The organism is Candidatus Hepatobacter penaei (genome assembly GCF_000742475.1).
Classification (GTDB): Bacteria; Pseudomonadota; Alphaproteobacteria; order Holosporales; family Hepatobacteraceae; genus Hepatobacter; species Hepatobacter penaei.
Genome location: NZ_JQAJ01000004.1, coordinates 15,817 through 40,389, shown reverse-complemented (window position 1 = coordinate 40,389; position 24,573 = coordinate 15,817). Strand labels below are relative to the sequence as shown.

Here is a 24,573-nt window from a genome sequence, read left to right as displayed (position 1 = left end):
TCTTTCCACACGCTTGAGGCCTATGCCGGCTTTGGTACGCAAGATTATCTCGATGCCAAAAGAGCCAAAGGGCATAAACGCAGCAACCGCGCCGCTCGTTATGCCCCATACCCTGCCGCCGCTGCTCGCGCTGTTCCTGCAGCTCGTCGTGTCCATCCTGTTTCCAGATCTCGCCCTGCCGCCGCTGGGCCCCTTCATCAAGAAGACGAACATCGCATCGTGCCCCATGGCCCCATGACCGGGCCTCCCAGGAGACCCCATCGCGCGACTGGGGCCCCAACGCCGGAAAGAGGAGCCACCCGTGCTGTCACCACCCGGCCACGTGCCCAACGCGCCCTTTTTGGGCCATCAGCCTTAGAAGATTCTGCCGCCGCTGCAGGAATAGGTCCCCAGGGAGATTACGCCTTGCGTTACCAAGCACGGCTCCACCAGCAAGAGATGGCAGCCCAAGCACAGAACCACCAGGCAGCGATGGATAGGAGCCAGGAATATGTAGAAGAAATGGCAAGAGAGCATCAAGAGGAGATGGAAGCCCTGAAAACGTACATACAGAAATTAAGGCATGAAAAGGAAGAACAGACCCGCGGAAGGGCCATGTCAGAGGACACATTAAGGACGTATGATCAGAAATGGGAGGAGCTTCAAGCTGCCTATAAAAAGCGTTTAGAGAACGCCAACGCGCGTGAGCAAGCCCTGATCAAAAAGCATCTCCTTACAAAACAAGAAAAGCGAAGGCTTGATGAAGACAATGACAAGCTGCAGGCAGAGCTGGCAAAGGCCCGCGTGGCCTTAGCAAAGGTTAAGGGAGAACACGAAAGATTGAAGGAAGATCATGCAGAGCTTGTCCGCATCCAAGGTGAAACAAATGAAGATTTGGAGGAAGCACAGAAGGAAATAGCGAGGTTAACGGGTGAGAAAGAAGACCTTCGTGAAGGTCATGCGCATGATGCCAAAGAGGCTGCGGCCAAAATCGCCGATCTGGAGGCAAGGCTTAAACAGCAAGCTAGGCTCACAAAGACGACTTACAGCCAGATTGAACAAGCGCTTAAGAAAGAACGCGTTGCGCATGCAGCCACTCAAGAAAAGCTTAAGCAGCAAGATAACCAGCTGAAGAAGAAAGATGAAGAGGCAGAAGCGCTGTTGGTGCATTTAAGAAAGAGCACTTCCCAGATTAAGGAAGAACAAAAACGCCGCAAAGAGGCTGAGGAAAAAAATAAACAATTGAAAAAAGAACATAGTGAGATGCTGGAAACCCGAGATGCTGCGCTCAGTAATGCCGATGAGATTGAGGATGCTGTAGGGTCTGGGCTGGATCACCTTGAAGAACGTGCTGGAAAAGCTCATGCCAAAGCTCAAGAAATGATGAAGAAAAGTGCAAACAAGGCCTAGATAACATGAAATTTGAGCAGGGTTATAGGATTGGTTGCTATTGTCAGGAGTGTAGATTATGAAGTTAGGGTTGTGGATGATGGTGTGTGCCGTCAGTGTGACGGTGTTGAGTTCAAAGGTATGGGCCATGCCCGAAAAAGATATATCCTCTGAAAGAGATGCGCCCAAGGTGCTGACTTATGAGGAGGGAAGGGAAAAGGGATATCAAGACGGGGTTGGGGGAGCTTCCCGGAAGCTCGCAACCAGGGGAAATAAAACCGCTTTAACACATTACAATCATGGGTATAAAACCGGTTATCGTAAAGGCAAAGAAGCTGCTGAGCAGCAAAAAGAAGAGGCAACAGAAGACCATTTAGTCAATCATCCGACTCAAGAAGAGTCTGGTGATATTCATTTAGGCACAGGGCACCCTGCCCCCCCTCTTTCCTCATCAAGCATACATGCTCAGGGTAGGATGTCTGATACTATGCATGGCCATTACACTGAAGCAGAGCAAAAATTGGCGCGGATGGATAAGGCATTGGCAGCGTCGACTAACAAGGTCAAGAAGGAGGAAGAGAGCGCCAAAAAGAACAATGCAATCCTCACGCAATTACTTGATAGAGCCAAAGAAAAAGTGAAGGTAAAGGAAAAAGAGATAGATCGACTTCAGGAAGAGGCTGCAGCAGCTGAACGAAACCATCAACAAGCCTTAGCGAGAAAAGATGAGGCACATGCACATGCACTGGAAGTTAGAGAGAACGAAATAAAAGATCGGGAGCGGGAGATTGAGCGTCAAGAACAAGCTAATGCCCAGTTAGAAGAGATAGTAAGAGAGCTTTTGGCTGAGGCTGATCAAAGGGAAAGACGATTTGCCGAAGAAAAAAGGAAAGGTGAAAAAGTCCATAAAGACGCTTTAGCACGCAAGCAGGAGATTATAAGGGAACAAAGCGAAGATATCAAAGAACTGGCAGGGGAGATTGAACAGATACATAAGGCCGTTGCCAGTTTAAGGGCCGATCATGAATCATGGCGTGCAGGGGCAATTTCTGCAGCAAGGAGATAGGTTGCTGAGTGAGTTGCAGCCGTTGCGGCGATGATGCCCCAGGTAATGGCGATGGGGTGTTTGGATGTTCTCAACACAAAGGGAGGCGGCCTGCGCGGTGGTTATCAAGGAGTGTATTATGAGAGGTGACAGCATAAAGATAAAGGTCGCGCTGGTAAGGGTCGCACTGGTAAGGGTCGCACTGGTAAGGGTCGCGTTGTTGGGGGTCGTGATGGGGCTTGGTGGCGGTGCGACCGCGCGCGCGCAGGGCCCTGCAGACACAGGCATGACCACCCCCGCTTCACAATACACAAACTCAAGGCACACAGGACCCAAAACCTCCTCACCATCCAAGGCGTCGCAGGGTCCGGGGGTGCGGCCAAAGGTGTATGGCAAGCTGCATTATGGTCATCCCTTGCCGCGCTATGCCCGCCCTTTGCCTAAAGAGGCTCGCGCGCCGTGGCTGCACCGCAAGGCGAGGCCTTCTAAGGGGGGGCAATCCCGCTCTCCTTAGGGGGCGCAAAGAGGGGTATGCAATGAAACACGTGTTAGCTAAGAGGTGGTGTGATGAAAACATATATTCGTTTGTCTGTGTGTCTTATGTGCGTTCTTGCATGGGGTGACGTAGAAGCCTCCTGGTTTAAAGGGAGCAAGAAAGTGAAGCCAGAGGACCCTAAGATTGCCCTTTATGAGCAAGAAATTGCGCGCCAAGCGGCGCTTCTTAACCAGATGCCCGCCGTCCACCAAGGCGAAACAGCCAAGCTGCGTTATGCGTGGGAAGAGCTTTTGGAACATTATAAGGACGAATTAATGGAGACAAAGGAAAACCATGATCAAGAGCGACGTCGTGATAAAGAATCCTTACGGCGCGCAGAACACATGGTGCATGAGTTGAAGCAAACTATTCATCAGCAACACCATCATCATGGCAGGGAAGTGGCGGCCCTGCATGCATCTCTTGACGCGCTGACGGCAGAAAAACAAACGCTTCAGGAAGCCTATGATCAGCGCTTGGAAGATATCAAGGTGCTTGAAGATCAGCTCAAGCGGAACACGCGCGACATCGTGAAGGATCGGTATAAAGCTTCTCAAAAAGGGGTGTCTCAAGCCAAACGTGACGTGGGGAAGGTGAAAAAACAAGACGTTAGGGTGCATCGCCAGGAAAAAAAGATGGTGCGTTTCGAGGAGCAGGCAGCCACTCAAGAAAAGCTTGCCAATGCACAACAGCGGCGCAAAGAGGCTGAGGAAAAACAGAAAAAACTGAAATTGTTCATAAACAACCCTTTGAGCAAAGTAACATCAATCGAAAAAAAGGAAGGAGAGTTTTCTGGATCAGGTCGTCGCTGATTGTGTGTGTTGGCTGCGGGTGTAGGTGTGTTTTTTTTAGGATGTCAAGGTTAAGGAGTGTGAGGTATGAAGTTAAGAGTATGGATGATGGTGTGTGCCGCCAGTGTGACGGTGTTGAGTTCAAAAGTATGGGCCCTGCCCGAAAAAGATATATCCTTTGAAAAGGATGCGCCCAAGGTGCTGACTTATGACGAGGGAAGGAAAAAGGGATATCAAGACGGGGTTGGGGGAGCTACCCTGAAGCCCGCAACCAGGGGAAATAAAACCGCTTTAACACATTACAATCATGGGTATAAAACTGGTTATCGAAAAGGATTAGACGAAAGGCGAAAAACGTCTTCCGCACAGCCTATGTTATCACCTGCACAGCCCCTGTTATCCCCGGCGCAACCTCTTGAAGTCAAGAAGGCGAAGCAGGCGCTGTCACCCGCACAGCCCCTGTTATCACCCGCACAACCCATGTTATCTCCGGCACAGCCTGTGAAAAAAAGAAAGCTGCCCAAAAAATCTTACTGAGATATTATTTTGTGCCCTAATGCATTCTTTTATATAAAAAAATGTCTTAAAATAATATCTTAAGAAAATTATGGCAGGATCTCAGGGTAAAAATATCTTTTATAGGTTTTTCAGCATGCACGTGGCTGGGCCGCACCTCTTGAGAGAAAAAACAGGACATAATGGTGGGAGCTTTCACATTATGGTGATACGCATGATAAAAGGTGCCTGTATGGGGGCAATATGTGTGTTGGTGACAGATGTGACGGTGGGTATGGAAGCGTCAGAGGTCTCCACCAGTGGGGAGACCTTGGATGTGCGGGTGACGTCGCAAGGGTCGTTGGTGTGGTGCGAGGAAGGACAGCATTTTGTTTCCCCGTCGGCGGGCGATGGGCCCGCGCCCTCATCATCAGCGCATAGGTCAGGCCATATGCTAGAGAGCAGGCCAGATAATATGACCGATACCGAAAAAATGGACTGTCTGGCCCGTATTTCTCCGTGCTCCTGTCACTTGACAGTGCCCCCACGCCTAGATCTCGAGCTGCATGCCCATTACGTGCCAACCGGTGAGCTGCATCCCCCTGAGGAAGATGCGCCCCTCCCACCCATGGGTTCAGCTGAGGGTTCGCCGGTGTCTGTGCAGGAGGAGGGATCATGGTGGCAGCGGTTGTGGGCACGGTTTCATCACAGCAGCTTAATGTCTTATTGTTTGCCTTGGGACCCTGCCCCCTCAGACGCGCAGGAGACATATGAACGTCGGGCACCCGCCGCTGTTGGACAAGAAGAACGTCTCCCTGGTTTGCGTGAAGGTGAAGGGTTATCCTCTCATCTCTCTGTGACTGTGGTGACTCATACTGGCGCCCCAGAAGAGGTCTCTCTGACGGTATCGCACCAAGCATCAGCAACGCCGTATCATGCAGATGATGAGCTCTCTTCTTCATCTGAAGAGGAAAGGTATTTGCTCGCTGGTGAACGTGCATCGTCACCCCCAGATGCGGACGAAAGGTCATCCGCAGATCAAGAAGATGTGCTCCCGCAAACAGCACTTCCCAAAGCTGAGGAAACGGTATTTGCTGAACTGCGGCGCGTGTCCCCGGGTAGCACATCAGATACCTCAGAAGAGGTGGGGGTAGGGGAGGATGCTTCAGGTTTTATGGAAAAAAAGCAGCTATCTTCACGAAACGTGGCCTTAGATGTCCCTTCAGTTCTAAGCGATGACAACACACCGTCACTTTCGCAAGACAAGATCGAAACGCCGGCAGACAGTAAGGTAGCAAAAGAGGCACCAAGCAGCTATTAAAAAAATCTAGATACATCTTGCTTATTAATGTCTTTTTTAGATAAAATTTATGTTGTCATAGAAAAATGAGGCAGGGTATGAAGTGGATAAGCCAGGTGTGGATGTTGTGGTTGTGTATGGGGTTTTTGCCGCCTGTTTATGGCGCCAATCAAAAAACTCCTGTCGCAAATCCTGTGGCAAAAACGCCTGGGGTGCATACAAGCGCGCAGGTCTCCGGGAAGTGGAACATCGGGCATCACACGACCAAGCCCAAGGGGCAGAGCGGGCACAACATGCAGCAAGATCACCACACTCTGGCGGTTACGCCTTCAGCAAGATCCGGTTCATCTTCACGTGTGGGTGTGTCTACCCCTCCCACGAAGGCTTTGGCAGAAAAGGGGGGCCGTAAGGTCAAATCAGGTCAACATGCGCCCATGGCAGCGCCTTCATCCCCATCTCAACCTCGGGCCGTGCCTATAACAACCAAAGCCTCTCAGGAGCGGCGTGTTTCCCACAAAGCAACTGCTTCATTATCTGAAGAACGGGCGTCTCTTAACTTAGCGCGTCAAGAGATCCAGAAGGTGAAAGCCCTGCTGATAAGTGCGCACGATGATACCTTAAAGCGCCAGAAGACCTTACAAGCCGTGCGGACCACAAAGCCCAGCCTTGCACAGGATGTTAGCAATGCGCTTAAGGAAACCGAGGATATTCGGCGTATGCTTCATGAAGATATTGACGCCCTAAATAAGCTGGATAAAGCATGGCAAAAAGATATACAAAGTGCCAATCGCACGTCCAAAAATGTCAAACCCGGCGCAAGCCAATCATAAAAAAGGGCCCTTGGTACATTATGGGCCAAGACTGTGAGCAAGGAGGATCTATGAAATGCATACGAAGGACACCAGGGGCAGGTTTGTCAATCATGGCTTTGGGAATCATGGTGATGAGTTTTGTTGGCTGGGTGGGTGCCAACGATACCTCGGAGACAAAGGCAGCAGAAGAAGAGCTGAAACGGACCGTTGTCCATCTTAAGCACATGCGGGGGCAGGTTGTGGTTTGGCAGAAAAAGATGGCGGCGTATATTCAATCTGCCCAAGCTTTGCTTAAGCATGATCTTAAAGCTGGCGGGCATAAGGCAAACGATCACGCGCATCAGGGGGGAAACAAGACGCAGGCTCTCAAAATGAAGGGTGCTTCTGTGGCGCACAGTTTGTATGATTCACTCAAAGATTTATGGAAGGCACAGGACGCTTTTTTGCACGCCAAAGAAAACTTTGTGTATTTTAGCCACTCTGACGCATCGTCACCCCTGAAATAGTCATTCCCCAATGGCCAGCATAAGATGGGCGCCCAGGTTCTCTGCATCTGGCGCACACATGAAGAAGGTCTAAGACGGTGGATTTAGGTGCGCCAAGGTGGTGCCCGCTGCCAGACTCGAACTGGCACAGCCAAAGGCCGACAGATTTTAAGTCTGTTGTGTCTACCGGTTCCACCAAGCGGGCACACGCTTTAGGGTAACCAATTTTCAGACAGGGCGTAAAGCCTTTGCGCCTAAAAAATCAAGGGATCAAAAAGAAAAAAGGCATGCCCTTGTCCCCGTCTGTTCATCAAAAATTTGTCTTATAAAGGCAAAATTAACAGGGGGTATGTGAGTGTGCGTGGTATGAGTGTGGTGAGCATAAAAAGAGCTTTGTGTGTGTGTGTTGCCCTGGCGGGGTTGGTGGCGGTGGCCGCGGTGGTGTGCCATGCATCTCAAGGGGCGCCGCTTTCTGGGGAACCTCTCAAGGCGTCTCTATCTTTGGGCGAGAAGGCGTATGGACAAGCGCTTTCATCGCTTTATGAAGAGAAGACGCTTCCTGATTATCGACGTTATGAGCCGGGGCCATGGACAGCGCGGCATATGAAAAGCAACACGGACAGACAAGCCTGGCAGCGTTATGTGGATCTTTATCTATTCACGCTGATTCATGGCCAGCCTAGCCTTGCCCTGGATAAAGCCTTTACCCGTTTTATGTCAGGGTTTGGAGAAGCGCTTGTGATGCGCCGATTGCTGGACGGTGCCGAGATCAGGGCAGGACATATGCAAGACAGGCTGGATCTTTTGCCTCGAGATAAGAGAAAACATGATCAAAAAAGTGATGTGATGAACGAGCGTGACGGGTTGCGTGTGAAGGTGAAACTTGCCTGTGAAAAATTGAAAAAAGAGGCCCGCGAGGTGGAAACTCTGATGGCTGAGCACAAAAAGGTCTGGGACTCCTTTGTGGGTGATGTGCGCAGCAGTGATGCTTATCGACACGCCCGGGCGCAGCGTTTGTTCGAACAGGCCAGAGAAGAGGCTGAGGCAAAATTTTTTGCGCCCAAACAACAGGTGTTGGACCGTTTACCTAGCTTGTGTGAGATCAAGGGGAAAGAGCCTGCGCCGGTGTGAGGTTGTGCCTATAACGGGCAGCGCATGGGAAGAGGGGGTGTGTCGTCCATAGGCATGCCTGTGAAACTGGCCTATTCCACCGTGACAGATTTGGCCAAATTGCGGGGGCGATCCACGTCTTGCCCTCTCAGGCAGGCCACATGATAGGCAAGCAATTGCAATGCCACGGTTTGTGTAAAGGGGGTGAGCATCTCGGGCACGTCGGGAAGCACGATGATGGCTTTTTGCTTGGTGGCCTCAAGGGCCTTCTTGCCGTGGGGGTCGGTGAGGATGAGGATATCGGCGCCACGGGCAGACAACTCGTGAATGGCTGAGATGGTTTTTTCTAAAAAGGCGCCTGAGGGTGCCAGTATCACCACAGGAATGCCTGGCTCAATCATGGCAATGGGGCCATGCTTGATTTCACCTGCTGCATAGCCTTCAGCGTGGATATAGGAAATTTCTTTGAGCTTCAACGCACCCTCAAGGGCCAGGGGGTAAAACGGTCCGCGCCCCAGATATAATACAGAACGTGCCGTCACCAACCTCTTGGCTTTTTCTTGAATATCCGCCTCACAGGCCAGGGTTTGGTGGATGGCCTCAGGCAACGTCTTCATGGTTTGGCGCAGCTTATCAGCGTGGTCCTTGTCGAGGATCCCCCGCTTCACCCCGGCGTCAAAGGCCAGATGCATCAGGGCCCATAATTGAGCCACAAAAGCCTTGGTAGAAGCCACGCCCACTTCTGGGCCGGCATAGGTGAGGATAGTTTTATCGGCCAGACGGCTCATACTGGTTTGCGGGACATTCAAAACAGCCAGGGTGTGTTGCCCATGTTCTTGTGCATGCCGTAATGCTGCCAGGGTGTCCGCTGTTTCACCGGATTGTGAGATAAAAAGAGATAAGCCCTTGTCTTGGCCATGCACAATTTTTTGACGTACCTCTGAGGCAATATCCACAATGGTGGGCAGCGCTGCCCATGTTTCAAACCAAAAAGCAGCCATGTGGGCTGCATAAAGGGCCGTGCCGCAGGCAGCAACACGGACAAAAGGAAGCGCGCGCCACAGCGTCGCTTCGTAAGAGTGCCCAGAGATATCATCCATATGTGCGCTGAGATTTTTCAACATTTGATACTGCTCATGCATTTCCTTGTGCATAAAGTGTGCATGGTCACCTTTGTGAAACGATTCGGGTTTGACGGTGTTTTCTTCCCAAACAGGGTTTTTCGAACCTGCTTTGCTGGTGATGGTTACGCGCGCAGGGGTGAGAACGGCTATGTCGCCGTCTTCTAAATAAGCAATCTCGTCTGCCACACCAGAGAGTGCGACAGCATCAGAACCGCACGACATCTGGTCTTGACTTCGCCCCACAGCGAGGGGGCTGTTGCCTTGCCTCAGGGCCACCAGCGTGTCTTTAAGACCATGCGCTATCACCACAATGGCAAAAGACCCTTCAAATGAGGCAAGGGCTTGTCGGACTTGGTGCGAAACGGTGTCGTGGGTGGGTGGGGTTTGCGTGAAGGCACGATCAAGATAGAGCGCAAAAAGTTCGGCGTCACTGGTGGTGGTGAAGGTTGCGCCCCATTCTTTGGCCTCTTCTTTGAGCTGCGCCATATTTTCGACAATGCCATTTTGAATGATGCACACTCGCGCATTGCCGTGAGGATGGGTGTTGGCCAAGGTGACGTCACCGTGGGTGGCCCACCTTGTGTGGGCAATGCCTGCGGAACTATCCAAGGGGTTTTGTTTCCATGTCTCTTCAAGGCTGCCGACGCGGCCAATGGCGCGGACACGTACAAGTCCTTCAGGCGCCCAAAAAGCCATACCGGCCGAGTCATATCCCCGATATTCAAGTCGGTGAAGCCCTTGAAGCAGTTTGTGGGCAACCGTGCTCTTGCTGACAATACCTAAAATACCACACATGGCAGGCGTTCTTCCTTCACATTGTTCATTTTTGTTTATTTACTTGGCGGCCACGCCCTAAGGCAAGGTTTTTGGTCGGCACATCGTCTGTGATGACACTGCCGGCGCCCACCACACTGTGCTCTCCAATCACCAACGGTGCGATGAGGGAGGTGTTAGCCCCAACAAAAGTGTGAGACCCAATGGTGGTGGTGTGTTTATGTGTGCCGTCATAATTGCACGTGACACACCCTGCGCCCACGTTAACGTGTTCGCCCACCACAGCGTCGCCCAGATAACTGAGGTGCTTGGCCTTGGCCCCTTTTTTCATATGCAGGCGTTTTCCTTCCACAAAACTTCCCAGCACGGCAGATTCTTCAAGCACCGTTTGCTGAGAAATCGAGGCAAAAGGCCCCACAGAGGCGTTCTTTTGAATATGAGCATGGCTGATCACGGTGTGGGCATGCACCGTCACTCCTTCGTCAAGGGTGACGCCCGGCCCTATAAAGACAAACGGCTCAATCGTGACATCAGCGGCCACACATGTGTCATAAGAGAAAAATGTGGTGGCCATGTCATAAAGCGTCACGCCTTGCGCAAGTGCTTTGTGTCTAAGACGTTGCTGAGAAAGATGTTCTGCGTTCATCAAGTCGGCCCGCGTGTTGATGCCCAATAATTCATCGTGAGGTCCTGCAAAAAAAGTGCAGATTTTGCCCTCAACAGAAGCATGTTGAACCACATCTGTCAGGTAAAGCTCACCAGTGGTGGGGGAGGGCGCCAGTTTTTTGACACGAGAGAGAACATCTGACGTCATCCACCAAATACCGCTATTACACAGAGACACTGTGCGCTCATCAGGGGTAGCGTCTTTGTCTTCCACAATGCGCACAAGTCTTTCTTGGTCATCCACAATGCAACGGCCATAGCCTGTGGGGTCTTCTGGGGTGAGCGTCATGACGCATATGTCGGCTTGATGAGTATGGGCATGGTCTTGACATGACTTGAGCGTTGAAGCGGTGAGCAAAGGCACATCCCCCAGCAGCACCATCACCGATTTACCCAAAGGCGGGGCCTCCTCAAAAGCACACCTCAGGGCATCGGCCGTACCGCGAGGCTTGTGTTGTATGGCCACGCGCGCATGGGGGTAGGCCTTGATAAGCTTTGAAAACGAAGAATCTTGAGCCAGGAGGGGTGAGGCCACCACCACAATCTCTAACGGGTCCCAGGCGGTGGCGGTATCGAGGCTGTGTTGTAAAAGGGCCGCACCGCTGAGTGGATGCAGTACCTTACTTTTTTTAGATAAAAAGCGCCGACTCTGCCCCGCAGCCAAAATCACAATACTGGCAGAACAATCTTGAGGCATCAGCAACAGAAAGAACATCCATTAAGATCTTGTATCATCAAGTTCTCGTCTGCGTCAAAAGGAAACATCAGATCGGGGTGCTGCACTTTCAAAGGCTGGCTAGAGCAAGGCTTCTTAGCAGGGTTTTGAAAAAAGTGATGGGGATGATTCACACAAGAGCTTTCGCGCCGTGATGGCATCTCACACTTATAAATAAGTGTCGTTTACATAGGGCGCCGTGAGCATCAGAAAGACTTAAAACAATGAGGCTAATAATCAGGGCACCCTGCTTATGTGTGTGGCGCGTTTCTTTCCTGACGTGCGGTCATTCTTTTTTTTGCAGATCGTTTTCATACGCATCGAGGATGCATAGCTTCGCCTACATAGGTACCTTTAATTTAAAATTTTTGCTTAATTTATTTAAATATTTAACTAAAAACAATTTAAAAAAGCATCTTTTTTACACATAACCTTGGCTACACATGGAAACAGAAAGGTGATGTCTTATGAAAAAAAACAGCTTAAAAGTGCAATTGTTTTTCTTTTTTTCCTTCATGCTGGCGGTTCAAAATGCTTTCGCCACGCGTGATCGGTTTGAGCTTCCAAACCCCGATGAACCTATCTTGAATATGATTATCTGCACCCACAACGGCGATGATGCCATGCGTGCTCGGCGGCGGCTTTGTGAGGAACACCATCACCCTGATTTTGACGTGAAGATTTCATGCATTGTGTGGGGTGAGTATGAATCGACACGCACCCTTTTTGAAAAAATGTCTTTCGTCCTGAAAGAGCATTCAGATATTTCTTGGATCAGGCTGACGGTGGATAATCAGGATACGGTGGACCGCATTGAGAATAAAATGAACCTTTTTCGCAAAACGCGCGATGTCTTCATAGAGACCACGCAAAAGACGAATATCTGTCGTCTTTTTCGGGAATTACGTGACGATATGCTGATAAGGCCGCCGGATTCTCCTTGCATCCAGCACCAGAAACCACATCACCCTTTGTTAAGAACGGCACAACTTTCACGTCAAGAGAGGCTGCATTCGTGTTCTCCCATCCTTGAAGATGATGAAGAGGAAGCCTTCTTAGATGAGGCGTGTGCGCTTACAAGCAAGACACAGCTAGCAAAAGAAGATGGGGATCAAACTCTGGAAAAATCTCGAGAGTCGGTGGCAATCACCATCCCTGACGAGCCTGATATTGACAATACTTCTTCCTGCTCTCGCACATCTTCTTTTAGGGGAGAGAGGCAGCCTTCCAGACCCTGCCTTATCCCGGACTATCGTAAGAGAAACTTTCTCTCGAGGGCGGCCACTCTTTTTCAAAGACGCACATCATCCACAAAGAGTTATCCAAGCGCAGCTTCAGGTGGTGCGGGTCGACTGACGAAAAAACGTCTTTCTGTGGTGTCAGGGTTACCTCACCCCCAGATGTTTCTGCCAAGTTCTATGGTGAGAGATATTCCTGATATGTGTTCTGGCGTCTCAAAAACGCCTGCAGAGGTGCCTGCCACGGATTGGTTGTCCCTGATTCAAAAATATGGTGAGCGGTCGCAGCCACGATGGGTGTTTTCAAGTGATTTTTTACAGAAACGTTTTTGGCAACATGTACGGACTGTTGAGCTCTATGACCTTGGATATCCCGTGTCTCATGCCCTTTTTCCCCTGTTTGAACATGCGACACATCTTTGGATTGATAACAAGGGCGCCCTGCCCTTAGATGACGAAGAGGTCTTGTGTTTTAAAAATTTTCAGGCGCTAAGTTTCTTAAAACTTTCCTATGACCCCAAACTGTATGTGTCAAGCTATGAGGCTGTTACGCATTTATACCCAGGACTTAATGCGGAAATTACGCCTCGCAAGGTGCTTTGTGGCCCGTTGTTTTCCAAGATCATTGATGGGGAGACACCTATCCCCGCAGACCACCATCCCCTTTTGTTTGATAACAGCGGCATTGCCTCTAAACTTGAAGAGCGGACACAGAAAATTTTTGCCACCATTCCGTGTAAAAGTCGTTATGTGCAGGTTGAGTTTTTTGGTCCCAATCACTTAACGGCCATCGATTTTGCCGGTATGCCTGTGACATCGAATTTTTTTGAGTCGTTGCTACAAGCTCAGATTAGCAAAACCCTGGATGCCGTCACAGGGTGGGATGAGCGGTTGTGTTGGTCCAATAAATTTGTGGCACTTGAGTGGCTTGATTTAAGTGGGTCCAACATCAACGATTCGGCGGTTCTCTCCAACCTTCAACAGCTTCGCTTTATCCGCATTAATGATACAGCTTTTAGCAATGTCAAGGATTTTTCGGTGTTACCCCACCTGGATCAGATTGAATACAAATTGAGCATTCAAAGTTTTGCCGGTTGGTTGAACGCCAATAAAGATTATCTACATCTGTCGCTGATGAACTTTTTCAAAGTGAAGCATAATCTTTATCCAGTGGTGGCCGTGGCGGGTACGGTTGGGTTGTTTTTTGCCAATGCCAGCATCCGGGCGTGGATGATATCAGAAATTGGTCGTCTTTATAAGGAGGATACATGTGACGATGCCTGAGGTCTGTGCTTGATAAGCGGTTGTGTTTTCTTTAGACTGCTTGGATGAGACAAATGGCCTGGGAGCGCAAGGGTGAGCGGGTGGATGAGCTGGATCTGGGTAGCACCACAAGATCATCAAGGGCGTGAATGGCCAGGGGGGAGGTGTTGTGCATAAGACGCATCGCCCTCTGTCACCTCATTTGCAGATTTATAAACTGCAGCTGACGTCTTTTCTTTCCATCACTCACCGCGCGTCGGAAGTTTTCCTTTTTGTTTTGGCCCTGGGGTGGTCATGGGCACTGTGCACAGATTACGTGTTGCCTTATGAGGTCCTGTTTTTTCCGGGGATTTGGCTGTTGTGGTTTGTGTTTGTGATCGTTTTATACCACATGCTGGGCGTGGTGCGTCATATCCTTTTAGACCTTGGGATAGGGTTTAGCCTGAATGCCATCGCCGTGTGGGGATGGGCGATGATTGTGGTGTGGGTCTTGATAAGCGCATATGTTGCGGGGTATCTATGGTATGAGTTCTGATAAGCTCAGCACGAAACGGTGGGTGTGGAAACACTATCTCTCTATTGCCTTTTTGGGGGCGTGTGTACTTTTTTTGGTGCGCGTGTTGATGGGGGGGTTTCCGCCCAATGTGCTTTCCCATGTCTATGTGCTGAGGGCAAGTGATGGTTATCTGTTGCTGTTTTTCACCGCGTGCCTTGTGCTTCACGCCATGATGGCAATGGAGGTGATCATTGAAGATTATGTGCACCACCCTTATGTGCGCTTTGGTCTGATTTGGTGCGTACGTCTTCTCTGCCTGGTCATGGGGGGTGGGGCCTGTTTAAAAATTCTCTCCATCACGGCGTTTTTATGACCAGAAAATCTCTTATTCATCACACGGTTGATGTGGTCATTGTGGGCGCCGGCGGGGCAGGGCTGCGCAGTGCTTTGTCTTTGGCCCGCGCGGGTCTGCGTGTGGCATGCGTGACCAAGGTGTTTCCCACCCGCAGCCATACAACCGCCGCCCAAGGGGGCATCAGTGCTGCTTTGGATAACATGGGCGATGGGGATACGTGGCAAGATCACATGTACGACACCGTCAAAGGTAGTGATTGGTTGGGCGACCAAGACGCCATTGAATATATGTGTCGTCATGCCAAGGAGGCCGTGATTGAGCTCGAGCACATGGGTGTGCCCTTTTCGCGGACCCAGGCCGGCACCATTTATCAACGCCCTTTCGGGGGGCACACTGTGGGGCGCGGTAAGGCCATGGCCAAACGCGCTTGCGCCGCCGCAGATCGCACAGGTCACGCCATTTTGCATACCCTCTATCAACAGTGCCTGAAATATGGCGTCCAGTTCTTTGTGGAATATTTTGCCCTGGATCTCATCATGCACAAGGAAAAGGCAAGCCCTGCGTGTGGGGGGGTGTTGGCGTGGTGTTTGGAGACGGGCGACCTGCATGCCTTTGCGTCGCACTACACTGTGTTAGCCACGGGTGGGTATGGTCGCGCCTATGCCTCGGCCACGTCGGCCTATACATGCACGGGGGACGGGGGCGGCATGGTGCTCAGGGCTGGGTTGCCGCTGCAAGATATGGAATTTGTCCAATTCCACCCCACAGGTATTTATGGGGCGGGGTGCTTGATTTCTGAAGGGGCCCGCGGCGAGGGTGGTTATCTCACCAATGGGGAAGGTGAGCGTTTTATGATGCGCTATGCCCCCAAGGCCATGGATTTAGCCTCACGCGATGTGGTGAGCCGGGCCATTGCGCAAGAGGTGGCGGAAGGTCGCGGCGTGGGTCCTCAAAAAGATCATGTTTGGCTTCATCTGGAGCATCTCGACCCCCATGTGCTGGAGACACGGTTGCCCGGCATTTTAGAAACGGCGCGCATTTTCGCCGGCATCGATGCTCGCACGGCGCCTATTCCTGTGTGCCCCACCGTTCACTATAACATGGGCGGCATCCCCACCACCCTTCATGGTCAGGTCATAGACGTTACGGCGACCCAAAAACCCAAAGTGATTCAGGGGCTTATGGCCTTGGGGGAAGCGGGGTGTATTTCTGTGCATGGCGCCAACCGTCTGGGCACCAACTCGCTTCTTGACTTGATTGTCTTTGGCAAAGCCGCCTCTGACTTTCTGATCGGCGCCTTGGCCCCCAAAACGCCTGTACCCCCAAGCGAAGCGGCCGACCTTGACACCCTCGTGGATCGCTTTTATGGATGCTTAGGCCAACAAGGCCCCCTGAAGGTGGCCGATGTGCGCGCGCGCATGCAATCGGTGATGCAAGAATATGGCGCAGTATTTCGCACAAAAGAGTCGCTAGAAAAAGGTGTGTTGGCGCTTAAGCATGTGGCGGATCTGTTACCCAAAATTGGGCTGACCGACACATCGCTCATCTGGAACACCGACCTTGTGGATTTGCTCGAGCTCTATAACCTGATGCTGCAGGCGCGCGTCACCCTTGAGAGTGCGTTGCATCGCCAAGAAAGCCGCGGCGCCCACGCGCGGGCCGACTTTCCCAAACGCTGTGATGATGCCCCTTCTCACACCTTGGCGCAGCTCGCCCCGTCGAAGGCTAAACATAAACCCTGGCAAGACTGTGCGCTCGATGTGCCGCTTGTGGCGGGACGCGTGGTGTTTAAAAAGCGCCCCGTGGTGATGGCGCCCGCCTCTCAAGACATCGCGCCCATCCCGCCAGAAAAGCGGGTTTACTAGCCCTTAGCTTGCGGTGCCGTCCTTAGCGTCTGGGCCTGTGCCGGCTTGCTCAGCTTGTGCTAGCCTATAGGCTTGTGTGTTCAAAAGCTGATACCATTCACACGTGTGATAAAAGGTGATCTTTTTGAACACCTCTGCGTGACCTGCGTCAAGGAAAGGACTTTCTGGCAGGCGCCCTTCTTTTGTGGCCAACGTTTTTAACGAAGGCATCACGTCACAAAGTGCGGCAAGCCAGTCTGCAGAAACGTCCAGCTCATGCACATACAGCGCGGTGATGAGATCGCTTTTCAGATCCTCAACCGGGGGCAGCGTGTCTGATAATTCCTGGCTCCCGGGGGGCGCAGATAGATAGAGAAGATAATCTCTCTCCCCGTCTAAGGGGCTATATAGCTTTTCTCCGCCACATATTTTGTCTTCACACCATGTGGTCAATGCTGCAAACATGTCATCTATGGGCGCTTCATGCAGCTCAGCGTGTTGCGCTGTGTCCAATTCTGTCCTCCATCCCCCATCGCACAAAGCATCTGTGCCACTGATGCGGCAGACAAGATTTTTTGAACTGTCTTGTTCATTTTGGGATGGTGACAACATGAGGGTCCTGCGCTTTGAATATGTTTGTATGGTGAGCTCACAGGGTTGTTGGGTGTTTATGAGCCTGCCCAGGAATGAGAGTGTATAGGGCGGAGGCGCATCCGTGGGTAGGATCTATTGCGTAAACCGGGGCACGTAGGCAGGAGGCGCATCGCTTGGGGCAGACTGTTGGCCATCTGTAGACCAAACGATTGGCCTGAGTGCCGCTGGAGACAGCGCTGCAGGCGTTGCTGGCTCCCCTAAGGAAGAACCAAAGTCGCGGCGATACACCCTGCCTTGAGAATCTACCCCTTGATCATGCAACCACGGATGCTGGGGTGCATAAAGGGGGCGTGCGCTTTCCAAGGCCACGCCTAAGGTCAGGAGGGCAGTTGTGCGTAAAAATCTTGTCATCATAAAATAACCATGAGTGATGTGATATTTATTATCTAAATAAACCATTTTTGACAAAATGCCAACAAAAACAAAGGGTTTTTCACGTATGCACAGAGAATCAGGCGGGGGCGGTGGTGCAGCAGCGCTTAGGATTGTGGTAGCTCCCCAAGGCCCATGAGGGGCGTATCAAGGGCGTAGCTAAGCAGGGGGGCATAAATTGACAAACGCCACGATGTCTTTTACGGTTTCAGGCAAGCAGGGCCGAAAAACGTGGGGAAGAGAGAGGCGTCAACGTGATCAACACCACCGATGACACCACCGATTTTGAGGTTGGCAGCACCCCCCTTGTGCCCGAAGCGTGGGGCCGGCTGAGGCGCCATGTGCCCTTGGCGCCCTTTACGTGGTTTCGTGTGGGCGGCATGGCGGATTATGTCTTTGAGCCCGCCTCTATCCAAGGCTTGCAAGCATTTATGAAGGCCAAGCCTGTGCCTGGGCCCTATATTCCCTTGGGTGCGGGCTCGAACGTGTTGATTCGTGATGGTCGCTTGAAGGGGTGCGTGCTTTTTTTGCCCCCCGATTGTGGCACCATTACACAGCCCGCCCCTGACAGGTTGGAAGCAGGGGCCAAGGTGCTGGATAAAAAGCTGGCCAAGGTGGCGTGTGAGAAAGGCCTGGGCGGCCTTGAGTTTCTTTATACGATCCCAGGCACCCTTGGTGGGGCGTTGCGCATGAATGCAGGCGCGTTTGGAAGCGATATCGCCCACGTGTTGGTTTCGGCCACCATCATGACACCTGAGGGGGAGATTCATCGCTTGCCGGCGGCTGACCTGGGGTTTGCCTATCGCCAGTGTGGGTTGCCAGAGGGCACTCTTTTTTTAAGCGGGCAGGTTAAGGTGTCTCCCCAACCGCCTGAAGAGATTCGCCAGGTGATTGATGGCCTGTCGGCCCAAAGACGGTCATCCCAGCCTTCGGGGCGCACGGGCGGCAGCACGTTTAAAAACCCGTTGCCCCAGAAAGCGTGGGAGCTGATTGACAAGGCAGGTATGCGCGGCGCCCAGGTGGGGCAGGCCGAGATGTCGCACCATCATTGCAATTTTATGATCAACAAAGGCGGCGCCCGGGCGTGTGACCTTGAAGCGTTGGGAGAAAACGTGAGAAAAGCGGTTCAGAAAACATCGGGTGTTGCGTTAACATGGGAAATCGTTCGTTTGGGGAGCCACGTATGAGTCAACCGTTAACGCCGCCGCGCACCATTGCCAAAGCTGTGCTTGATCGGTCTTTTCGTGTGCTGGTGCTTCAGGGGGGATGGTCCTCTGAGCGTGAGGTGTCCTTAGCCAGCGGAAAGGGCGTACAGACGGCCCTTAGAAACCTGGGCCATGAGGTGGAGGCTTTAGATCCGCCGCGTCATGTGCGCGCTATTTTAGAGGGCATTGAGCAAAGCTTTGGGGGGCGGGGCCCTGAGATCATTTTTAATATCCTGCATGGCCTTGAGGTGGAAGATGGCACACTGCAGGGCGTGTTAACCCTTGTGGGCATTCCCTACACTTTCTCAGGGGTGTCTGCTTCTGTGGTGGCCATGCATAAAGGGCTGTCGCGCCTTTTGATGCAAGAGGTAGGGGTGATGTGCCCGCCGGGGCGCACGCTCTCGCTTGATGACTATGCGGCGTGTGATTGGCCCTATCCCCATGTGGTCAAGCCTTTGGGGGAGGGCTCGAGTGTGGGGGTTTTTTTGGTGGAGAAGGCGCAAGACAAGCAAAACGTTGTGTCGTCGTGGTCATTTGGGCCGCAGGTGCTGGTGGAAGATTATATCCCCGGGCGTGAGATTCAGGTGGCCGTGTTTGCGGGGCAGGCCATGGGTGCTGTGGAGCTGTGTTTTCCGGGGCCCATTTTTGATTATGAAGCTAAATATACTGCTGGCATGACCCAGCACATCATTCCCCCCGATGTGCCCACAGAGGTGTTAGAGGTGATGTATGCCTGGGCCGAGCGTGCCCATCACACACTGGGGTGCCGGGGCATTACGCGCACAGATTTTCGCTATAACCCCGAGGCCGCGGTGGGCTATCAAGTGTTTTTCCTTGAAACCAACACTCAGCCCGGGTTTACGGATATATCCCTTGTGCCCGACATTGCGCGTGTCTATGGGTGGTCATATGAAGAGGTTATCACCTTTTTGCTTGACCAAGCGTTAAGGGCCTAGCGCGATGCCAATAGCTGCTTCTCTTTGTCCATTGTTGGTGGCCCGTTTGTGGGGCGCGGGCTGTGTGGCCTGTTTACTGGGCGCGCTTTGTTTTTTATGCGGGCGCTTTTGGGTGGATCAGCTTTCGCAAGGGGCTGGACACGTTGCGTCTCACCATTTTGTGATAAAGATGCTGGATATCAAGGGGTTGGGCTACACCTCAAAGCAAGACGTGTTGCGGGCCGGCGGCGTGCGGTTAGGGCAAGATCTGTGGTCTGTGGATCTGGCGCAGGTGCGGGAAAACATTGCGCGCTTGCCTTGGGTGGCAGCGGTGGACGTGAAACGCACCTTTCCAGAAAAAATTATGATCCATGTGCAAGAGCGTGTGCCGTTTGCCCTGTGGCAACGACGAAGTGCCCTTCATCTTCTGGACACACAAGGCCGGGTGATTCATGCGCCGCTGCCTGTGGGGCAATCCTTCGTGCTGCTTGTGGGAAAAGAGGCGCCGCGCCATGGGTTTGCCTTTTGGCAATCGTTGCAACGGGCAGATCCTGCACTTGCTAAGAAAGTGCACGTGCTGCACCACCTGCCTTCGGGTCGGTGGGATGTGCATCTCAAAGATGGGCTCATCCTGCGCTTGCCTCACGGATCGTTGACGAAGGCCCTGACGCGTTTGCGGCGTTTGGCCCGCAAGATGCCGCTGGAGAAAGCGGCCAGCATCGACCTACGGATTGAAGACCGGGTGATGGTGACGCCCTTTGTACCCTCCTCTCCTGAGAGATCTTCTTGAGGCCATAAGGGTTATACCCCCCTTTTGTTCGCCTTCAGGATGCACTATGATGGGGACATCCTCTGTTTGGTCTTGTCGTTGCTATGAAACCTCGCTTATCTCGCCTGTTGCCGATGGCTGTCTTGGATGTGGGCACAAGCAAAACTGCCTGCTGGATTGTGCGTGTGGATGGTGATGGGAAAGCTAAGGTTTTGGGCACCCACTATCAAGAGTCCAAAGGATATCGGGCAGGGCGTGTGGTGGATCTGTTGGCGCTTTCGTCATGCTTGGCGTCGGTGATTGAGGCCGCTGAAAAACAGTCAAAAGAGCGGGTGCGTTACGGGGTGTTGTCTTTGCCGCCATCTATGTTGGCAACGTCTGTGGAGGAGGTGGACATTGCCCTTCTGGGCACCTATGTCACGGATGAAGACATCAAAAGGCTGCAAGAAACCGTCAAATCAAAGATCGATGGCCAAACCCTACACGTGATCCACATCATTCCCCAGATCTATGCGCTCGATGGGCAGGGCGGCATTGAAAATCCGCGTTCTATGATGGGCAAACGCTTGTGGTGTCGTTTTTTGGTGGTGTGTGCGCAAAAAGCATGGATGCAAAACCTGTTGGTTGCTGTACAACGGGCGCGCTTAGAGGTGATGGCATTTGTGGCTGCTCCTTATATGGCGGGGTTTGCCTGCTTGACTGAAGATGAAAAGCAATTGGGTACCGTGTTGCTGGACATGGGCGGTGGCACCGTGACCATGAGTGGGTATAAGGCTGGCGTTCTTATGTTTATGGATCATATTGATCAAGGCGGTGAGCACATCACCCGTGATTTGGCCTATGGCTTGGACTGCGGGTTGACGGAGGCAGAGCGCGTTAAGGTGTTGCAAGGGCACTGTTTTGCGGGCAAAGGGTCGCTCACCTCTTTTGCCGGTCATAGAGCCAAAACCCACACAGCCATGGCCCATGTGTCGCGAGAGCGTCTGTTTGACATCATCTATCCCCGTGTGGACACCATGCTTACAGGCGTTCAAAACAAAATTCAAGCGCACAAGAAGCCAGGATTTTGGATGCAACGATGCGTGCTGACAGGGGGGGGGAGCCAGCTGGCTGGCCTTAAAGAGCTCATTCAAAATCTTTGGGGCAAATCTGTACGCATGGCTGAGGAAGAAAATCGGGAAGGCACAGCGCCCACCACGCCTGATTTTTCGGTGCTGCAAGGCACGTTGCGGTTTATGGAGGCGCAAAAAGACACGCTGGCGCCCGGGGCATGGTTACCCACGTTTGACACAAGATCTTTTTTAGGAAAAATCATGTCTTGGTTCAGAGAAAATTTGTGATAGTGTGGATAGCAAAAGCAATCGATTGGGTTTGTTGCCGTGTGTGCGATCATAAAGAATAGGGTAGGGAAACGCTCATGAAAGACGGGAAAGATTTAACACCTAAGTTAACCGTTGTCGGTGTGGGCGGGGCTGGCTCGAACGCTGTGAACAACATGGTTCGCTCAGGTCTTAAGGGTGTCAATTTTGTGGTATGTAACACAGACGCTCAGGCCCTCAAAGAATCGCAGGCCGAGGTGAGGGTGCAGCTGGGTCTAGAAATCACACAAGGCTTGGGTGCAGGCTCGCGTCCAGATGTGGGGCGCGCCTCAGCTGAGGAAAGTTTGGATGAGGTGTTGTCTCACCTGAAGGGCTCTAACATGATTTTTGTTACAGCCGGCATGGGTGGTGGTACGGGCACAGGTGGCGCGCCTGTGATTGCCAAAGCGGCGCAAGAGGCTGGGATTTTGACGGTGGGTGTGGTGACCCGACCGTTTCATTTTGAAGGGTCCAAGCGCATGCAAACGGCCGAAGAAGGCATTGAGGTGATGCGCCAGTGCGTGGACACGTTGTTGGTGATTCCCAACCAAAACCTCTTTCGTCTGGTGACCGAGCAAACCACGTTTTCTGACGCGTTTGCCATGGCGGATGATGTGCTCTATTCAGGCGTGCGTACATTTACAGATTTGATGATCAAACACGGCCTCATCAATCTCGACTTTGCTGATATTTGCGCTGTGATGCGTGAGATGAAGGGCAAAGCGATGATGGGCACAGGGCAAGCCGGTGGTGAGCGGCGCGCCATTGATGCAGCTGAGCAGGCCATTTCTTGCCCACTGTTAGACAGCGATATCACCATGAAGGGCGCCCGCGCTGTGCTGATTAATATCACAGGCGGCCCTGACATGACCTTGATTGAGGTGGAGGAAGCTGCCAATCGCGTGCGTGAAGAGGTGGATCCCAACGCCAACATTATTTTTGGGGCCACGTTTGATGAGGCGCTGGATGGTGAGCTGCGCGTGGCCGTGGTGGCCACAGGCATTGATGCCAAGGACAAAGACGCCTATGAGCCGGTGGATGCCAGCCGCCCGCCCATCACCTCTGCGCGCGAAGATGAGGGTATGTATGCTTTTGGTCCGTCACCTGTGGAAGCGCCTGAAGAGCTTCCTGAAGAGGTGCGCCCTGGCCTTTCGTCCATCAACAAAAAAGAAGAATTGGGCCGCAGTCATGACCTGTTTTCAGAGTTGATCCCGTTTCAAGACAGCCAGCGGGGCCAGGCTGGCAAAGACTTTTTAGCAGACAAGCCCTCCCCATCGTGGCCTTCAGATGAGGGCGAAGAAGGCGCCGCCTCAGAAGCGCCTGAAGCGTCCCAAACCAAGCGTCGCGCGTTTAGTTTGCTGGAGCGGTTGGGCATGCGTCGTCAAAGCGCCAAAAAAGAGGCGGCTGTGCCTGACGCGCCGGTGGCGCCTGCGCCTTCTTCTGGTGGGGCAGAACCTGCCCAAGACATGGCCGTGGATGAAGACGATATGCCGGCCTTCATGCGTCAGAAAAAACGCTAACCTTCTCCAAACGTTCACAAAAAAAGGGGCGCGCCGCCGTGCCTTAGGATGGCCAGCGCCTGGGCGCCCACAACATTTACGCTTCACACATCCATGCCTGAGGGGTGGTGCACACCCTCCCAAAGCCTGTTCATTCAGCACATCTTGTAATCGCTGATCGATTGCCTGCCTCCAAAGGCATCTCTATCCAACATATCTGCACGTCAGCATACGGTTGCCTTAAAGACGTTCCTGTTCAGCATATCAGTAAGGCGCCGGACACCCAAGGTGAAGGGGCAAGACAGGACAGTAAGGCTGGGGACCACGGGCGCGCCTTCGCCGCCCGTCTCCGTGGCATCGAGGGCCTGTTTGTCTATGCATGCCCCCCCTTCGGGGCCTACAGACCTATCTTTGCCTTGATTTCCTTGGTGAGTCCCCTTTTTCTCAAGCAGGGTGAAAGAGCGTAAACATTGCCCTCAAGTTTTCTGGTTTCTCCAGTAACCTCGTTCATCAAAAAAGGGATATGATATGTGATGTTTGCATACTCATGAATCCCCATTGATTTAACATCATCCCCAGGGTAAAGAGGATCAGAGAAAACAAGGGGCCTGTTGGCAGCGATGATGCCTACATCATAGTGCCAGAGGGTTATCATGACATTCCCTATATCACTAGTCTTAACATCAAAGGGGTGTTGATCTCTATTACGGCGCCAAGAATCGCGTTCTGAGAAAACATGCTCCTGAACGTATGTCTTAAGGAGTGTATCGTCTTGGGATGAAAAAACGTCTTCTGGGCACGATAGACTCCTAAGGGAAAAACTAAAAATTGAGACCCTCTTAGGACAGCCTTTTGTTAAGCAGCCTTTTGTTAAGAAAAGGTTTTCATCCTCTATAAAAAGAGAGCTTATGTGTCTGTGCTTAAAAAGCAAAGGCACCCCCTTTGTTTTGATCGGATATTCACAATGTCCGCTAGTGGCTCTTTTTGCCGGAATAAAGCGTTTGCCAACTTCATTAATAAAGTGAATTCCCATGTCCTCGTATGCTAGAGAAAAGTATTCAGACAGCTTCGGGTTAAGACCGGTTGGCTTTGCTCCTTCCTGCTCATCATCACGATCTGAAGCAACATCATGACCGGGATAAGGAGGGGGAGGGGCGGAAGGTATTGCGAAAGAGGGAGGGTAAGAGACTTCGGATGGCTGTTTCGTTGGAACATACACAGGGGCTACAGACACAGAGTGTGCACTATGTTCAGTGGCGGGGGCAGAGAGGCTGGAAGGCCAAAGTGACGCTGCTGAGCTTTGTGGGTCAAAAGAGGCTGGCCAGCCTTCGTGGGCGTAAGAAGCGCCTAACACGTGGGGCGACA

Annotated in this window: 23 protein-coding genes and 1 tRNA gene; 18 read left to right on the top strand and 6 right to left on the bottom strand. The window is 52.2% G+C overall.

What is annotated here, in order from left to right; genetic code table 11:
- The 8 genes from IG82_RS06735 to IG82_RS0106000 all read left to right on the top strand — a co-directional run.
- The coding region (locus IG82_RS06735; protein WP_216476175.1) for a coiled-coil domain-containing protein at nt 1-1,389 on the top strand (1,389 nt) is incomplete at its 5' end.
- 127 nt (nt 1,390-1,516) lie between these two features.
- The gene (locus IG82_RS0106030) at nt 1,517-2,434 is read left to right on the top strand and encodes a hypothetical protein (RefSeq protein ID WP_216476174.1); all 918 of its coding nucleotides are present in this window, start codon (nt 1,517-1,519) and stop codon (nt 2,432-2,434) included.
- 199 nt (nt 2,435-2,633) lie between these two features.
- Complete coding sequence (locus IG82_RS0106025; protein WP_156095429.1) at nt 2,634-2,927, top strand: hypothetical protein; 294 nt, start codon at nt 2,634-2,636, stop codon at nt 2,925-2,927.
- Between the two features lie 53 nt (nt 2,928-2,980).
- Nucleotides 2,981-3,760, top strand: coding sequence for a hypothetical protein (locus IG82_RS0106020; protein ID WP_031934631.1), 780 nt, complete (start codon nt 2,981-2,983; stop codon nt 3,758-3,760).
- A gap of 66 nt (nt 3,761-3,826) precedes the next feature.
- A complete protein-coding gene (locus tag IG82_RS0106015; protein WP_031934630.1) occupies nt 3,827-4,276 on the top strand; it encodes a hypothetical protein in 450 nt (149 codons plus the stop codon).
- Between the two features lie 211 nt (nt 4,277-4,487).
- On the top strand, nt 4,488-5,555 hold the full coding sequence (locus IG82_RS0106010) for a hypothetical protein (RefSeq protein WP_156095428.1): 1,068 nt from the start codon (nt 4,488-4,490) through the stop codon (nt 5,553-5,555).
- A gap of 77 nt (nt 5,556-5,632) precedes the next feature.
- Nucleotides 5,633-6,364, top strand: coding sequence for a hypothetical protein (locus IG82_RS0106005; RefSeq protein ID WP_156095427.1), 732 nt, complete (start codon nt 5,633-5,635; stop codon nt 6,362-6,364).
- A 92-nt stretch (nt 6,365-6,456) separates the two neighbouring features.
- Complete coding sequence (locus tag IG82_RS0106000; RefSeq protein WP_156095426.1) at nt 6,457-6,852, top strand: hypothetical protein; 396 nt, start codon at nt 6,457-6,459, stop codon at nt 6,850-6,852.
- A 98-nt stretch (nt 6,853-6,950) separates the two neighbouring features.
- Here IG82_RS0106000 and IG82_RS0105995 read toward each other — a convergent pair.
- A tRNA-Leu gene (locus IG82_RS0105995) sits at nt 6,951-7,036 on the bottom strand.
- A 194-nt stretch (nt 7,037-7,230) separates the two neighbouring features.
- Between IG82_RS0105995 and IG82_RS0105985 the strand changes: the two genes are divergently transcribed.
- The gene (locus IG82_RS0105985; RefSeq protein WP_156095425.1) at nt 7,231-7,962 is read left to right on the top strand and encodes a hypothetical protein; all 732 of its coding nucleotides are present in this window, start codon (nt 7,231-7,233) and stop codon (nt 7,960-7,962) included.
- Nucleotides 7,963-8,033: 71 nt separating this feature from the next.
- Here IG82_RS0105985 and glmS read toward each other — a convergent pair whose 3' ends face one another.
- Both glmS and glmU read right to left on the bottom strand, forming a co-directional pair.
- Nucleotides 8,034-9,860 carry a glutamine--fructose-6-phosphate transaminase (isomerizing) gene (gene glmS, locus IG82_RS0105980; RefSeq protein ID WP_031934625.1) on the bottom strand — a complete coding sequence of 609 codons (1,827 nt, stop codon included), beginning with the start codon at nt 9,858-9,860 and terminating at the stop codon, nt 8,034-8,036.
- Between the two features lie 25 nt (nt 9,861-9,885).
- Nucleotides 9,886-11,220, bottom strand: coding sequence for a bifunctional UDP-N-acetylglucosamine diphosphorylase/glucosamine-1-phosphate N-acetyltransferase GlmU (glmU, locus tag IG82_RS0105975; RefSeq protein ID WP_082192102.1), 1,335 nt, complete (start codon nt 11,218-11,220; stop codon nt 9,886-9,888).
- Nucleotides 11,221-11,687: 467 nt separating this feature from the next.
- Between glmU and IG82_RS0105970 the strand changes: the two genes are divergently transcribed.
- The 4 genes from IG82_RS0105970 to sdhA all read left to right on the top strand — a co-directional run bounded on the left by IG82_RS0105970 (nt 11,688) and on the right by sdhA (nt 16,437).
- Nucleotides 11,688-13,742 carry a hypothetical protein gene (locus tag IG82_RS0105970; RefSeq protein ID WP_031934623.1) on the top strand — a complete coding sequence of 685 codons (2,055 nt, stop codon included), beginning with the start codon at nt 11,688-11,690 and terminating at the stop codon, nt 13,740-13,742.
- Nucleotides 13,743-13,890: 148 nt separating this feature from the next.
- Nucleotides 13,891-14,256 carry a succinate dehydrogenase, cytochrome b556 subunit gene (gene sdhC / locus IG82_RS0105960; protein ID WP_052545767.1) on the top strand — a complete coding sequence of 122 codons (366 nt, stop codon included), beginning with the start codon at nt 13,891-13,893 and terminating at the stop codon, nt 14,254-14,256.
- The gene (locus tag IG82_RS0105955; protein WP_031934621.1) at nt 14,246-14,590 is read left to right on the top strand and encodes a succinate dehydrogenase/fumarate reductase transmembrane subunit; all 345 of its coding nucleotides are present in this window, start codon (nt 14,246-14,248) and stop codon (nt 14,588-14,590) included. Before sdhC ends, IG82_RS0105955 begins: the two co-directional genes overlap by 11 nt.
- On the top strand, nt 14,587-16,437 hold the full coding sequence (sdhA, locus tag IG82_RS0105950; RefSeq protein ID WP_031934620.1) for a succinate dehydrogenase flavoprotein subunit: 1,851 nt from the start codon (nt 14,587-14,589) through the stop codon (nt 16,435-16,437). Before IG82_RS0105955 ends, sdhA begins: the two co-directional genes overlap by 4 nt.
- 3 nt (nt 16,438-16,440) lie before the next feature.
- On the opposite strand, the gene IG82_RS0105945 is transcribed toward sdhA, so the two are convergent.
- On the bottom strand, nt 16,441-17,028 hold the full coding sequence (locus IG82_RS0105945; protein WP_156095424.1) for a hypothetical protein: 588 nt from the start codon (nt 17,026-17,028) through the stop codon (nt 16,441-16,443).
- Nucleotides 17,029-17,142: 114 nt separating this feature from the next.
- Entirely contained in the window at nt 17,143-17,424 is a 282-nt protein-coding gene (locus IG82_RS0105940; protein ID WP_156095423.1) for a hypothetical protein, read from the bottom strand.
- 272 nt (nt 17,425-17,696) lie between these two features.
- Between IG82_RS0105940 and murB the strand changes: the two genes are divergently transcribed.
- The 5 genes from murB (at nt 17,697) to ftsZ (ending at nt 23,229) form a co-directional block, all read left to right on the top strand.
- Nucleotides 17,697-18,629: a UDP-N-acetylmuramate dehydrogenase gene (gene murB / locus IG82_RS0105935; protein ID WP_052545766.1), complete on the top strand. Its 933-nt coding sequence runs from the start codon at nt 17,697-17,699 to the stop codon at nt 18,627-18,629.
- Nucleotides 18,626-19,603 carry a D-alanine--D-alanine ligase gene (locus IG82_RS0105930; protein WP_052545765.1) on the top strand — a complete coding sequence of 326 codons (978 nt, stop codon included), beginning with the start codon at nt 18,626-18,628 and terminating at the stop codon, nt 19,601-19,603. Before murB ends, IG82_RS0105930 begins: the two co-directional genes overlap by 4 nt.
- A gap of 4 nt (nt 19,604-19,607) precedes the next feature.
- A complete protein-coding gene (locus IG82_RS0105925; RefSeq protein ID WP_082192099.1) occupies nt 19,608-20,372 on the top strand; it encodes a cell division protein FtsQ/DivIB in 765 nt (254 codons plus the stop codon).
- Between the two features lie 83 nt (nt 20,373-20,455).
- Nucleotides 20,456-21,691: a cell division protein FtsA gene (ftsA, locus tag IG82_RS0105920; protein ID WP_031934614.1), complete on the top strand. Its 1,236-nt coding sequence runs from the start codon at nt 20,456-20,458 to the stop codon at nt 21,689-21,691.
- A gap of 77 nt (nt 21,692-21,768) precedes the next feature.
- Complete coding sequence (gene ftsZ, locus IG82_RS0105915) at nt 21,769-23,229, top strand: cell division protein FtsZ (protein ID WP_031934613.1); 1,461 nt, start codon at nt 21,769-21,771, stop codon at nt 23,227-23,229.
- 376 nt (nt 23,230-23,605) lie between these two features.
- Here the strand turns inward: ftsZ and IG82_RS0105905 are convergent, their stop codons facing one another.
- Nucleotides 23,606-24,442, bottom strand: coding sequence for a hypothetical protein (locus IG82_RS0105905; RefSeq protein WP_156095422.1), 837 nt, complete (start codon nt 24,440-24,442; stop codon nt 23,606-23,608).
- Between the last annotated feature and the right edge of the window lie 131 nt (nt 24,443-24,573).

Coding starts and splice junctions, on each gene's coding strand:
- IG82_RS0106030 (WP_216476174.1), top strand. CDS start 1,517: ATGCCCGAAAAAGATATATCCTCTGAAAGAGATGCGCCCAAGGTGCTG.
- IG82_RS0106020 (WP_031934631.1), top strand. CDS start 2,981: ATGAAAACATATATTCGTTTGTCTGTGTGTCTTATGTGCGTTCTTGCA.
- IG82_RS0106015 (WP_031934630.1), top strand. CDS start 3,827: ATGAAGTTAAGAGTATGGATGATGGTGTGTGCCGCCAGTGTGACGGTG.
- IG82_RS0106010 (WP_156095428.1), top strand. CDS start 4,488: ATGGGGGCAATATGTGTGTTGGTGACAGATGTGACGGTGGGTATGGAA.
- IG82_RS0106005 (WP_156095427.1), top strand. CDS start 5,633: ATGAAGTGGATAAGCCAGGTGTGGATGTTGTGGTTGTGTATGGGGTTT.
- IG82_RS0106000 (WP_156095426.1), top strand. CDS start 6,457: ATGGCTTTGGGAATCATGGTGATGAGTTTTGTTGGCTGGGTGGGTGCC.
- glmS (WP_031934625.1), bottom strand. CDS start 9,860: ATGTGTGGTATTTTAGGTATTGTCAGCAAGAGCACGGTTGCCCACAAA.
- glmU (WP_082192102.1), bottom strand. CDS start 11,220: ATGTTCTTTCTGTTGCTGATGCCTCAAGATTGTTCTGCCAGTATTGTG.
- IG82_RS0105970 (WP_031934623.1), top strand. CDS start 11,688: ATGAAAAAAAACAGCTTAAAAGTGCAATTGTTTTTCTTTTTTTCCTTC.
- IG82_RS0105955 (WP_031934621.1), top strand. CDS start 14,246: ATGAGTTCTGATAAGCTCAGCACGAAACGGTGGGTGTGGAAACACTAT.
- sdhA (WP_031934620.1), top strand. CDS start 14,587: ATGACCAGAAAATCTCTTATTCATCACACGGTTGATGTGGTCATTGTG.
- IG82_RS0105945 (WP_156095424.1), bottom strand. CDS start 17,028: ATGTTGTCACCATCCCAAAATGAACAAGACAGTTCAAAAAATCTTGTC.
- IG82_RS0105940 (WP_156095423.1), bottom strand. CDS start 17,424: ATGATGACAAGATTTTTACGCACAACTGCCCTCCTGACCTTAGGCGTG.
- IG82_RS0105930 (WP_052545765.1), top strand. CDS start 18,626: ATGAGTCAACCGTTAACGCCGCCGCGCACCATTGCCAAAGCTGTGCTT.
- IG82_RS0105925 (WP_082192099.1), top strand. CDS start 19,608: ATGCCAATAGCTGCTTCTCTTTGTCCATTGTTGGTGGCCCGTTTGTGG.
- ftsA (WP_031934614.1), top strand. CDS start 20,456: ATGAAACCTCGCTTATCTCGCCTGTTGCCGATGGCTGTCTTGGATGTG.
- ftsZ (WP_031934613.1), top strand. CDS start 21,769: ATGAAAGACGGGAAAGATTTAACACCTAAGTTAACCGTTGTCGGTGTG.